The organism is Sphingomonas paucimobilis NBRC 13935, assembly GCF_000739895.2.
In the GTDB taxonomy this organism is placed as follows: Bacteria; Pseudomonadota; Alphaproteobacteria; order Sphingomonadales; family Sphingomonadaceae; genus Sphingomonas; species Sphingomonas paucimobilis.
Map to the genome: position 1 here is coordinate 171,379 of NZ_BBJS01000007.1, position 12,525 is coordinate 183,903.

The 12,525-nt window shown below is 68.0% G+C and carries 7 protein-coding genes; 4 read left to right on the forward strand and 3 right to left on the reverse strand.

The features are described 5' to 3' along the window. Window positions 1–51 precede the first annotated feature (51 nt). From SP6_RS02280 to SP6_RS02290, 3 genes are all read right to left on the reverse strand, one after another. On the reverse strand, window positions 52–2,628 hold the full coding sequence (locus tag SP6_RS02280) for a putative bifunctional diguanylate cyclase/phosphodiesterase (protein ID WP_113667942.1): 2,577 nt from the start codon (window positions 2,626–2,628) through the stop codon (window positions 52–54). A gap of 134 nt (window positions 2,629–2,762) precedes the next feature. Next, window positions 2,763–4,199, reverse strand: a complete 1,437-nt coding sequence (locus SP6_RS02285; RefSeq protein ID WP_037569256.1) for a carboxylesterase/lipase family protein — start codon at window positions 4,197–4,199, stop codon at window positions 2,763–2,765. Between the two features lie 114 nt (window positions 4,200–4,313). Then, window positions 4,314–6,119, reverse strand: a complete 1,806-nt coding sequence (locus tag SP6_RS02290; RefSeq protein ID WP_007405906.1) for a DUF885 domain-containing protein — start codon at window positions 6,117–6,119, stop codon at window positions 4,314–4,316. A 260-nt stretch (window positions 6,120–6,379) separates the two neighbouring features. On the opposite strand from SP6_RS02290, the gene SP6_RS02295 reads away from it, so the two are divergent. The 4 genes from SP6_RS02295 to SP6_RS02310 are packed head-to-tail and all read left to right on the forward strand — an operon-like array spanning window position 6,380 to window position 12,511. After that, on the forward strand, window positions 6,380–9,952 hold the full coding sequence (locus tag SP6_RS02295) for a hydantoinase B/oxoprolinase family protein (protein WP_007405894.1): 3,573 nt from the start codon (window positions 6,380–6,382) through the stop codon (window positions 9,950–9,952). Further along, complete coding sequence (locus tag SP6_RS02300; protein ID WP_007405932.1) at window positions 9,952–10,620, forward strand: DUF969 domain-containing protein; 669 nt, start codon at window positions 9,952–9,954, stop codon at window positions 10,618–10,620. The genes SP6_RS02295 and SP6_RS02300 overlap by 1 nt, the downstream gene beginning before the upstream one ends. Further along, the gene (locus SP6_RS02305) at window positions 10,617–11,522 is read left to right on the forward strand and encodes a DUF979 domain-containing protein (protein WP_007405865.1); all 906 of its coding nucleotides are present in this window, start codon (window positions 10,617–10,619) and stop codon (window positions 11,520–11,522) included. Before SP6_RS02300 ends, SP6_RS02305 begins: the two co-directional genes overlap by 4 nt. Further along, window positions 11,519–12,511 (forward strand): DUF2891 domain-containing protein, encoded by a 993-nt coding sequence (locus tag SP6_RS02310; RefSeq protein WP_037569224.1) that lies wholly within the window; start codon window positions 11,519–11,521, stop codon window positions 12,509–12,511. Before SP6_RS02305 ends, SP6_RS02310 begins: the two co-directional genes overlap by 4 nt. The last annotated feature ends 14 nt before the right edge of the window (window positions 12,512–12,525 follow it).

Consider the following 12,525-nt stretch of genomic DNA (forward strand, 5'->3'; position numbering starts at 1 on the left):
GGGACGTGAAACTTGCCGCGAGTTTTCCAGAAACGCCGCGACACCAAGGATTTATCGAACGCTGGTCGCTTTCGCTGAGGACCGTTGCGGCGGCAGGGCCTGATCCGCATTCCGGCTGTGCGACGGTGCCGACGGAAGGCGGAGGGGAGCGGGCAAGGCGGGTGGCTCGATGGCTTCCCGGGGTGCCGGGCGTCCGTACAAGAAACCCTGGCCCAGATGGCATCCCAATTCGCGGAGCTGGAGCGCCTGCATCTCCGTCTCGATGCCTTCCGCGACGACGACCTTGCCCAGCCCCACGCCCAGCCCGACGATCGCATGGACGATGGCCAGCATGCCGCCATCGGGCTGGTCGATGCCCGCGACGAAGGACAGGTCGATCTTGATGCGATCGACCGGCAGGCGGCGAAGATGGACCAGCGAGGCGTAACCGGTGCCGAAATCATCCAGCGCAATGGCCACCCCGGCCTCATGCAGCGTGCGCAGATTGCCCAGGATGCTGTCGGCCGCGCGGTCGAGCATCACGCCCTCGGTCACCTCGACGCACAGGCGGGTAGGGGGGATGCCGTGATGCGCCAGCCGGTCGATCACCCCCTGCGCCGATCGCGGCCCGGCCAGTTGGGCGGAGGTGAAGTTGACGCTCAACACGCCCAGCCGCTCGCCATGGTCGCGCAACAGGGTCAGGGCCAGTTCCAGCACATGGTCCTGGATGAGCGGGCCGATCCGCTCCGCCACCAGCACATCGGCAAAGCGATCGGGGGTCATATGGCCATGGCGCGGATGGTTCCAGCGCAGCAGTGCCTCATGCCCGCACACTATCTCGTCGGTCAGCGAGACGATGGGTTGCAGATAAAGCGCGAACTCGCCGCGCCGGATCGCATCCTCGGCATCGTCGGCAAAGGTGATCTGAAGATCGCGCAGACTGCGTTGCAGCGGGTCGTACCGGACATACCGACCCCGGCCGAGCCGCTTGCCGGTATAAAGCGCCAGATCGGCATTGTGATAAAGCAGGTCCAGCGCCTGGGCATCGTCCGGATAACGTGCCGAGCCGAAGCTGAACGACAGGGTGCGGTTGCGGTCGCCCGGATGCCAGATCTCGCCCTGTAGATCACTCAACATATCTGCCAGCTCGGCTTCCATGGACAGGTCACCGGGGCAGAGAATGGCGAATTCGTCGCCACCGATGCGGGCGATGCGAATGCCCGGGATCGCTCCGATCGTCCGGACCAGCGCCGATCCGACATGGCGCAGCAGTGTATCGCCCAGGGCATGGCCCAGCCGGTCGTTGACGTCCTTCAGATAATCGACGTCGATCAGGAACAGGCTGAAAGGCGTGCCCTTGCCGATCAGCGCTTGCGCCTGCTCCTGAAAGGCGGCGCGGTTGCCCAACCCGGTCAGAAAGTCGGTATGCGCGGCCAGGCGCAGCGCCTTGGTCTCGGCCAGGTCGATCTCGCGACGCTGGCGCGCCACTTCGAGTTGCCGCCGGATCAGGCGGAACCGGTCCGCGATCGCCAGCGACAGGATCAGCGCCTCGAAGGCGAGCGCGGCGAAGGTCCCCATGTCGACCGCGTCATTTTGCGGCGCAAATCCGAAATTGCGGGCCAGTCGCGCCAGGAACAGCGCGATCACCGGCCCCCAGCCCAGCATGTAGAACCAGATCACACGGCTGCCGCGTCGGACCGCGATGCCGCAGGATATCGCGACCACCAGCACCATGGCGGCGATCACATAGTTGAGCAGCCGATCGGTCAGTACTGGCGGCAGCCACATATCGGCAGCGGCGGTGATCCCCGTCACGACACCGGCCGCCGCCAGCAAACGGCCGACCCGCGCCAGGCCATGGGGCAGCACCCCTTCCTCGACCACGGCGAAGAAGAACATGTTGCACGCCGCGACCATCAGGCCGACCAGCATGAAGTCCAGCCGCACCGCCAAGGGCCCGACCAGGTCGGGGATCAGCAGCGCCGCCGTATTGGTCCATGTGAGCCCATAGATCAGGGCGACCACGACCCAGAGCAGATACCAGCGCTGAAAGGCGTATCGCTGTCCGGTATGGATGACCAGATTGTAGAGCACGGCGGAGAGCAGCGTCCCCGCGAACAAACCCATCAGCATCAGCCATGCGATATCGCGGTGCGCGATGGCCGATCCCGGCTCGGCCACGACCTTGCGCATCAGCGACAGGTCGTCGATCCACCGATAACCCAGATACAGGCCGCGAATATCGCGCCCCGGCTGGGCGATGCCGAACTTCAGCAGGCCGCCCGGCGCCCAATAGCCGCGCAGATTATAGGCCGATCGGACCAGTTGCGTGGTGCCCTCACGGCCGACGACGAGCACCGCAATCCGATCGAACCGGGTCTGATCGACGAGCAGATTCCAATGGGCGGGCAGCGAACCCAGGCGCGACGCATCGAGCTTCAGCCAGGTCCATTCGGGGCCACGGCTCGGCGCATCGGGGCCGCACTCATAATGCGCGGCGATGACATCCGCTTGGGCAGCGGAATCGGGCAGGATCGCGACGCACGCCGATTGTCGTAAATCGATGCTCGCCGCCGATGCCGCCGCCGGGATCAGCCCGGTGAACAGCATGAGCATAGCGAGCACCAATGCTCTGATGTTCGATGCCACTCTCGCGGCCCCCATTTGCCGGCTTGCCCCCGAAGTCGCGCTAATGCCGACATACTTATCAAAGAACAACTAGGGGAAGCCGCGTATCGGGGTGCGGCGCCCACGGCAATGGCATCGTGGCGTTAGAGAGTCCCTTATTGCGACGGGGGCGACGCCTTGAGCATCTGGGCATCGATCTCCGCGCCCCAGGGATCGGCGCCGGCGATTGCCTTGCCGTCCGGGGTGAAGTCCATGATGTGGTCACCGGCGCGGGTATAGCCGGGCCAGGACGGCAGACCGGGGGCGTTGGGATCGCCGGTCTTGGCGAACCGGACGACATAGCGGCTCATCGCCTGTCCCATCGCCCGATCGCGCGGGGTGGCCTTGTCGCCATATTTGATCGCGACGGTATTGAAGAAGAACGGAATGTCGGTCGCGTGCTGCGCCCCTGGCTGGCCGACCGAGTCCGCGACATAGGAGAAGCGATATTCCCACGCCGGCGCCCGCTTGTCCGACAGCAGCCCGGCGACTTCGCGGGCACCGGCGATCATGAAGCCGGTCCTGCCCCCCATGTCGGCGCTGGTCGCCCCGACGACGACGGGCACGCGCGCGAACCGACCGTTGGCATAAGCGGGGCCCATGTCGACCACCACCTTGCCATCGGCAAAGGGCCCGCTGTTGGTCGGCGGACCGGCCGGCGGCCGGAACAGCGCCATCATGTTGAGGCCGTCGGTCACCTCCTCGGCGCTCAGGCGGCGCAGCCGGTCGAGCGCATCGGGGCGGTCAGGATCGATATTCTTCGACCGCGCGAAATTGGCGCCGATCCGCTCGACATCGGCCAGCGTCCTGCCATCCGACCGGCCATTGCCGCCTGACATGATGAAGGCCTTGTGGAACAGCCCCTTGGCCAAGGGCGAGGTGTTGAGCATGTGCACCGACATGCCGCCTGCGCTTTCGCCGATGATCGTGACATTGGCCGGATCGCCGCCAAAGGCCGCCGCGTTGCGCTGGACCCATTGCAGCGCGGCGATCTGGTCCATGATCCCATAATTGCCCAGCCGCCCGCCATCGGCATTTGCCCTGGTCAGCTGCGGCAGCGCGAAGGTGCCGAACCGGCCGACGCGGTAGTTGAAGCTGACGAAGACCACGCCCTGTTTGGCGAGGTCGGCACCCGAATAGGTCGGTGGCGACGCCCCGCCATTCACGAAGCCGCCGCCATAGATCCATACCACCACCGGCAGCTTGCCCTTGGCCGTCACCGGTTTCCAGACATTGGCGTAGAGGCAGTCCTCGGCGGGCTTGGTGCCCAGCGGCGCGGCATCGCTGGGGAAGGGGACCTGCATGCAGTCGGGGGCATAGCCGGTCGCGTCACGCACACCGGTCCAGGCTGCGGCTGGCTGCGGCGCGCGCCAGCGAAGCGCGCCGACCGGCGGCGCGGCGAAGGGAATGCCCTTCCAGCTGGCCACGCCGTCCTCGATGCCGCCGCGCACCGCGCCGCGGTCGGTCTTGGCGATCGGCGCGGGCCCTTGCGCAATGGCGGGCGCGTTTAAGGGCAGGATCGCGGCCATCGCCACGGTCAGCATCATTCGCATCGCATCGTCTCCCCCCTCGTGCCGTTCCATCCCAGAAACGGCATGTTTTCATGGCTTTGGGTCATGGATAGGCCGGAAAGCCTCGCCAGGGGAAGGGGGCGGCGTTCCCGGCCGCTACGCCCCCGCGATATAGCGCGAGACATTGCCCGCCAGCACGTCGAGCGGCACATTGCCGCCATCGACTACCGCCTGGTCGAAATCGCGCAGGTCGTAGCGCGCGCCCAGCGCTGCCTTGGCGCGGGCCCGCTGCGCGACGATCTCGGCGCGGCCGACCTCGTATCCGCAGGCCTGGCCCGGCCATGCGCAATAGCGATCGACCTCGCTCTCGGCATTGCTGCGCGGCAGGCCGGTGGCGGCGATGAATTCGGCCAGTGCCTTGTCGCGCGACCAGCCGAGCGCATGGATGCCGGTATCGACGATCAACCGCACCGCCCGCCAGGCCAGGCCCATCAGATAACCCAACCGCCCGGCGGGATCGCCCTCATACATGCCCAGCTCGTCGGCGAGCTGCTCGGCATAGAGCGCCCAGCCTTCCGAATAGGCGTTGAACGCCAGGATCGAGCGGATCAGCGGCAGGGCCTGCGCATATTCGCCCTGCCAGACATGGCCCGGTATCCCCTCATGATAAACGAGGTCGGGAATGGTCACACGGTTGTGGATCGAGGGATCGCCGAGATTGACCCAGACCTTGCCCGGCACGCTGCCGTCGATCGTCCCCGGCCCGCCATAAGCGGCCGGCGCGCCCGGCTCCTGCGCCAGCGGCATACGCCGGATTTCGAGATGGCCGCGTGCCAGCCGCCGGAAGGCTTGCGGCAACTTGGGTCGGATCGCGTCGATCCGACCCTGCATATAGGCGACGATCTGGCGGCGGCCTTCGTCGCCATCGGGAAAGCCGATGCCGGGACGCCGCTGATAGGCCATGGTGCGCTCGGCGACGCTGCCCTGGGTCAGTCCGGCCTGGCGCAGGATCGCATCCATCTGCGCCTGAAGGTCGGTCAGGCGGGCACGACCCATGGCGTGCAGTTCGGTCGCGCTGCGCCGGGTCGTCGTGCCGGCGCGCAGGCCCCAGGCATACCATTCGGGGCCATGCGGGCGCGTGCCCAGCCCGGCCGCATCGGTCGCCACCGCGCGTTCGGCGCGCAGCTCGCCCAGTTGCCGCTCCAGCGCGGGCACGATGGCGGTGCGGACGATACGCGCCGCCTGCGCAGCCCAGTCGCCGGGTATGGCTGTCCCCTTGCGCGCCAATGGGCCGACGAGCGGACCATCGGTATTCGCCGCCTCGGCAATGGTGCGGGTCATGCCCGCGATCGTCTTGTCGAGCAGGAAGGAAGGCGGGACGACGCCCATCCCGCGCGCCTGACGGATGCGGGTGGTTTCGCCGTCCAATTGCGCGGGCATCGCGGCGAGGCGGGCGAGATAGGCCTCGGCATCGGCCTTGTCGCGCACCGGCTGATCACCGTCGAGCATCTGCGGCACGTCGAGCCACGACCCGACATTCTGGACGACGGCATAGGGCGTGTTGCGCCAGTCGCCGATCGTTGCCACGCCATAAGGCAGGGCCATGCCATCGAGCGCGGTGCGGAAGGCGCTTTCCACCACGGCGACGCTCGTCGCGGTCGAGGGATCGAGCCCGGCACGCGGCACTCGGGCCAGCTCCGCCAGCGCCTGGGTCAGGACGCGCTGCCGCACCGTGATTCCCGCCGGCGAACGATCCTCCAGGCGGCGGCGCAGATCGGCATGCGCCCCGCTGTCGACGCCCAGCGTCGTCGCCCGCTCCGGGAGCAGGTCGAGCAACTGCCAGGCGAGGCGGTCGAGCAAAGCCGGTACGCCATCCGCCGGCGCGGCTGCGGGGAGGGCGGTCGAAGCGGTGACGGCGGCAAACCCGGCCAGGGTTTCGCGACGAGACAAGAAGCGATCCATCCCCGAGTGATGACCGCGGCGTCGCCGAAGGTCAAACGGGATGCTCGGATGTTGGCGGATTGCACTAAACCGACCCGCTGACAGGAGGACATACGAAGCGTTGTGAAGGGGTGTCGCCCTTTGGAAGGTACTCATCCTTGCGGGTGGCGGCCTGCTCATGTCGGGCCCACGGGAACAGCCATCAGCACAAAGTCAAATCGTACATCGGATACAAAATACCCTCTAGCGATGCGGGACAATCGATGACATGCCTTGCACCTATGAAAGAATGGCAGTTCTGGATCGATCGCGGGGGGACTTTCACGGACGTGGTGGCACGGCGGCCTGATGGCACGCTGGTCACCGCCAAGCTGCTGTCGGAGGATCCGGAGCGGCGCTATGACGCGGCGGAGGCGGCGATCCGGCAGTTGACGGGGGCCGGCGACGGCCCGCTTCAGCCTTGCACCATCCGTATCGGTACGACGATCGCGACCAACGCGCTGCTGGAGCGCGAAGGCGAGCCGGTGCTGCTGGCGATCACCCGCGGTTTCGGCGATGCGCTGACGATCGGCTATCAGGATCGTCCGGATATTTTCGCGCGCGATATCCGCCGCGCCCCGCCGCTGTTCGCCGAGGTCGTCGAGATCGACGAGCGGGTCGCCGAGGACGGCACGGTGCTGACCCCGCTCGACGAGGCGGCCGCGGCGGCGGCGTTCGCCAAGGCCTATGCGGAGGGTCTTCGATCGGTGGCGATCGTCCTGGTCCATGGCTGGCGGCACCAGGCGCATGAGGCGAAGCTGGCCGATCTCGCCCAGGCGGCCGGCTTTACGCAGATTTCGGTCAGCCACCGCACCGCGCCACTGATCCGGCTGGTCGCGCGCGGCGACACGACGCTGGTCGATGCCTATTTGTCGCCCGTCCTGCGCCGTTATGTGCAGGGGCTGGAGGCATCGCTGGACGAGGCGGCAGCCGGGGGACTGCTCTTCATGCAGTCGAGCGGCGGGCTGGTCGCGGCCGATCGCTTCGGCGGCAAGGATGCGCTGCTGTCCGGTCCCGCTGGCGGGATCGTCGGCATGGCGCGGACCGCGCAAGGCGCGGGCTTCGACCGCATCATCGGCTTCGACATGGGCGGCACCTCGACTGACGTGTCGCTTTATGCCGGGAGTTATGACCGGCGCTCCGACGCGGTGCTGGCGGGGGTGCGCGTCGCGGTGCCGATGATGCGGATCGACACGGTCGCGGCGGGCGGCGGATCGATCTGTCATTTCGATGGCGGGCGGTTGCTGGTCGGTCCCGCCTCGGCCGGGGCCGATCCGGGGCCGGCCTGTTACCGGCGCGGCGGGCCGCTGACCGTCACAGACTGCAACATGGTGCTGGGCAAGCTGCAGCCCGATTACTTCCCCGCGCTGTTCGGGCCGAACCGCGACCTGCCGCCCGATCGGCAGGCGGCCGAGGCGGCGCTGGACGCGCTGCTCGACCAGGTGGCGGCGGCGACTGGCGAGCGGCTGGACCGGTTCGCGGCGGCCGAGGGCATGGTCGCGATCGCGGTCGCCAATATGGCGCGGGCGATCCGCGCGGTCTCGGTGGCGCGCGGCGAGGACCCGGCCTCCTATGCACTAGCCTGTTTCGGGGGAGCGGGCGGGCAACATGCCTGTCTGGTCGCCGATGCGCTGGGCATGGAGCAGGTGCTGATCCATCCGCTGGCCGGCGTGTTGTCGGCGGTCGGCATCGGGCTGGCGGCGCGCAGCGTGGTGCGCGAGGCGACCGTCGCGCTGCCGCTGGCGGACGCGGGATTGCACACTGCGCTGGCCGAATTGCGTGACGCCGCCGCATCGGCACTGGCCGAGCAGGGCGTTGCGGCGGATGCGATCCGCATCACGACGCTGGCTCAGCTTCGCTATGCCCGCAACGACCAGACGATCGCGGTCCAGTGGGATACGCCTGAGGCCATGGCCGAGGCGTTTGCGGCGGCACACCGCCAGCGTTTCGGCTTTGTCGGCGACGATGCGCTGGTCGTCGAGCAATTGCGGGTCGAGGCGAGCGCCGAGGAGGATGGCCAGGATCTGCCCGCGCCCGATCTGCCGGCCCGGTCGGCCGATCCGGTGGCCAGCGTGCCCATGTATCTGGCCGGTGCGATGCACGAGGCGCCGGTCCATGCCCGCGAAGGGCTGGCGGTGGATGGGGTCGTGACCGGTCCGGCGCTGATCCTTGATCCGGTGTCGACCGTGGTGGTCGAGCCCGGCTGGCGCGCGCGGGTGCTGAGCGACGGCACGTTGCTTCTCGAACGTGCCGAGGCGCGCGCCGCGCAGGCGGCGGACGATGCGGTCGATCCGGTGCGGCTGGAGATTTTCGCCGGGCTGTTCATGGGGATCGCCGAGGAAATGGGCGCCGCGCTGCAACGCAGTGCCGCCTCGGTCAATATCCGCGAGCGGCTGGACTTTTCCTGCGCGCTGTTCGACGCCGAGGGCGGGCTGGTCGCCAACGCGCCGCATATCCCCGTGCATCTGGGATCGATGGGTGAGAGCATCCGCACCGTCATCGCCAATCGCGCCGGCACGATGCGCGAGGGGCAGGTCTATGCGCTGAACGATCCTTATCGTGGCGGCACCCATCTGCCCGACATCACGGTCATCATGCCGGTCTTCGCCGGGGGCGAGACGCCGGTCTATTATGTCGCGGCACGCGGGCATCATGCCGATGTCGGCGGTACCACGCCCGGCTCCATGCCACCCGACAGCCGGACGCTGGCCGAGGAAGGCGTGGTGTTCGACGATATGCTGATTGTCGAGGACGGCGTGCTGCGCGAACAGCCCATCCGGGAGCTGCTCGCCAGCGGCCCCTATCCGGCGCGTAACATCGACCAGAACATCGCCGATCTCGCCGCGCAGGTCGCGGCCTGCGCGCGCGGAGCCGATGGGTTGCGCCAACTCGCCGCGCAGCAGGGCGAAGGCGTCGTCACCCGCTATATGGCCTATGTCCAGGCGCATGCCGAGGCGATGGTGCGGCGAATGATCGCGACCCTGTCCGACGGCCATTTCCGCTATGCGCTGGACGACGGCGCGGCGGTCGAGGTGGCGGTTCGCGTCGACCCGGCACAGGGAAGCGCGGTGATCGACTTTACCGGCACCAGCGAACAGCGGCCGACCAATTTCAACGCGCCGCTCGCCGTCACCCGTGCCGCCGTCCTCTATGTCCTGCGCCTGCTGGTCGATGAGGCGGTGCCGCTCAACGAAGGCTTCCTGCGCCCCGTCGAGATCATCGTGCCCGAAGGATCGATGCTCAACCCACGCGCCCCCGCTGCCGTGGTCGCCGGCAATGTCGAGGTCAGCCAGGTGGTCACCGACGCACTGCTCGGCGCTCTGGGCGCGATGGCGGGCAGTCAGGGGACGATGAACAACCTGACCTTCGGCGACGACAGCTATCAATATTATGAGACGATCGCGGGCGGGGCGGGCGCGGGGCCGGGCCATGACGGCGCCGATGCCATCCAGACGCATATGACGAACAGCCGCCTGACCGATCCCGAGATATTGGAGACGCGCTACCCCGTGCTGCTCGAGCAGTTCGCGATCCGGCGCGGATCGGGCGGGGCGGGCGAGCGGCACGGCGGCGACGGCACCGTCCGTCGTCTCCGCTTCCTGCGGCCGCTGCGTGCCGGCATTCTCAGCAACCGCCGCGTCGTGCCGCCCTTCGGCTTGGCCGGGGGCGCGGACGGGCAGGTCGGCGTCAACCGGGTCGAGCGGGCGGATGGCGGCATCGAGCCGCTGGCGTCCACTGCGCGGATCGACATGGAGGTCGGCGACGTGCTGGTGATCGAGACGCCCGGCGGCGGCGGCTATGGAAGCCTGCGCTGATGTGGGTGCTGGCGGGGATCGTCGTCATTGCCGGCGGCTTCCTGCTCCGCGCGCATCCGCTGCTGGTCATCATCGTGTCGGCGGCGGTCACCGGGCTCGCGGCGGGGCTTGATCCCGTGCGGGTGCTGGCGACCTTTGGCCATGCCTTCAACGAGACGCGCTATGTCACCGCTGTCTATATGATCCTGCCGGTCATCGCGCTGCTGGAGCGGCGGGGGTTGCAGGAACGCGCGCGGGCGCTGGTCGCGGGCCTGCGCGGTGCGACGACCGGGCGGTTGCTGATCGGCTATCTGCTCTTCCGCCAGGTGATGGCGGCGCTGGGCCTGACCTCGGTCGCGGGGCCGGCGCAGACGGTGCGTCCGCTGGTCGCGCCGATGGCCGAGGCCGCCGCCGAGCGCCAGGGCGACGGCAGCGCCGAGACGGCGGAAAAGGTCAAGGCGATGGCGGCGGCGACCGACACGGTCGGGCTGTTCTTCGGCGAGGACATTTTCATCGCGATCGGATCGATCCTGCTGATGAAGGGTGTGCTCGATGGCTATGGCATCCATCTGGAGCCGTTCCAGCTGTCCATCTGGGCGATCCCGACCGCGATCGCGGCATTCATGATCCATGGTGCGCGGTTGCTGCTGCTAGATCGACGGCTGTCGCGGCGGGGCGCCAAGTCGTGATCGGGCTTAACCTGGTCTATACGGTCGTCGGCGTGGTCTTCGCGATTTTCGCCCTCTCGGGCCTGCGAGATCGGCGTTGGGCCAATGGCGCATTCCACGGACTGATCGCGCTGTCCTTCCTGGCGGGGGATCGATTGGGCGATATCGGCAATGGCGTGCTCGTCCTGGTGCTGGTCGCTATCGCCGCCTCGGGCCGGATGCGTCGTTCCGAGCCCGTCGCCCCGCCACAGGACCGCCATGGCGCAAAGGTCTTCCTGCCCGCGCTGATCGTGCCGGCGGTCGCGCTGCTCGGCACGCTCGCGTTCAAGCAGGTGCCGGCGCTGGTCGATCCCAAGCAGGCGACCTTGGTCGCGCTGACGCTGGGCACGATCATCGCCCTGATCCTGTGTCGCGCGCTGCTTCAGGCGCGGGTGGCCGAGCCCTTTGTTGCCGGGCGCGGTTTGATCGACGATATTGGCTGGGTGGCGGTGATGCCGCAGCTTCTCGCCAGCCTGGGCGCGGTCTTCGCGCTGGCGGGAGTGGGGCAGGTGGTCGGCACGCTGATCGGTACGATCATCCCGGCGGGCAGCGTGATCGGCGCGGTGCTGGCCTATGCGCTGGGCATGGCGTTGTTCACCATCGTCATGGGCAATGCCTTTGCCGCCTTTCCCGTGATGGCGGCGGCGGTCGGCGTGCCCCTGCTGATCCAGCGTGCCGGCGGCGATCCGGCGATCGTGGCGGCGGTGGGTATGCTGGCGGGCTTTTGCGGGACGCTGCTGACCCCCATGGCGGCCAATTTCAACCTGCTGCCGGCTGCCTTGCTCGGGCTGAAGGACAAGTACGGCGTTATCCGGGCCCAGGCACCGACCGCGCTGTTGCTGCTCGTCTTCAACATCCTCCTGCTTTACGGAATGATCGCGTGACCCGATTGGACCCAGCCACAGCGCAACACTTCGCCAGCATGACGCTGGGCCATGTCGGGCGCGAATATCCCAATCATCTCAGCCACGCGCTCGAAGGACCGGAGGATGCGCGGACGCCGTCCGAACTGCATCCCATCTTCTATGGTAGCTTCGACTGGCATAGCTGCGTCCATGGCTGGTGGCAGTTGCTCCGGCTGATCCGCCTTTATCCCGATCTGCCCATTGCCGCCGAGGTCCGCGCGCGTGCCGATGCGATGCTGGTGCCCGACAAGGTCGCGGCCGAGATCGCCTATTTCGAACGACCAAGCGCTGGCGGGTTCGAGAGGCCCTATGGCTGGGCCTGGCTGCTGGCGCTGCATGACGAGGCGAGCCGTCACGATGCCGGTTGGGCTCAGGCGCTGGAGCCCTTCGCCCTGTTCCTGGCGGAGCGCTTCCGCACCTTCCTGCCGCGCCTGACCTATCCGCTTCGCGTCGGAACGCATTTCAACACCAGCTTTGCCCTGACCCTGGCCTGGGATTGGGCGGAGGGGCGCGACAACGGCCTGCGCTCGCTGATCGCGCAGAGCGTCATCACCTGGTTCGACCGTGACATTGATTGCCAGGCCTGGGAGCCGGGCGGTGACGAATTCCTGTCGCCTGCGCTGACCGAGGCGCTCGTGATGAGCCGGGTCTTCGACGCACCGAGCTTCCGCAACTGGTTTGACGCCTTCCTGCCGCGCGTGGGGGAGGGGGAGCCTGCCACCCTGTTCACCCCTGCCATCGTCTCCGACCGCAACGACGGCAAGATCGCGCATCTCGACGGCCTCAACCTCAGCCGCGCCTGGTGCTGGCGGACGATCGCGGGCAAGCTGGGCGCGGATCATCCGGTGGCGGCGCGGGCGGAAGCGGCCGCCGCCGACCATCTGGCCGCCAGCCTGCCGCATATCGGCGACAATTATATGGGCGAGCATTGGCTCGCCACCTTCGCGCTACTGGCGCTGGCGGCATGATAGGGCTTTGGCCC

What these genes read in the sequence shown, in the direction of transcription:
- SP6_RS02300 (WP_007405932.1), top strand. Translation starts at nt 9,952, where the DNA reads ATGTGGGTGCTGGCGGGGATCGTCGTCATTGCCGGCGGCTTCCTGCTC.
- SP6_RS02285 (WP_037569256.1), bottom strand. Translation starts at nt 4,199, where the DNA reads ATGCGAATGATGCTGACCGTGGCGATGGCCGCGATCCTGCCCTTAAAC.
- SP6_RS02295 (WP_007405894.1), top strand. Translation starts at nt 6,380, where the DNA reads ATGAAAGAATGGCAGTTCTGGATCGATCGCGGGGGGACTTTCACGGAC.
- SP6_RS02290 (WP_007405906.1), bottom strand. Translation starts at nt 6,119, where the DNA reads ATGGATCGCTTCTTGTCTCGTCGCGAAACCCTGGCCGGGTTTGCCGCC.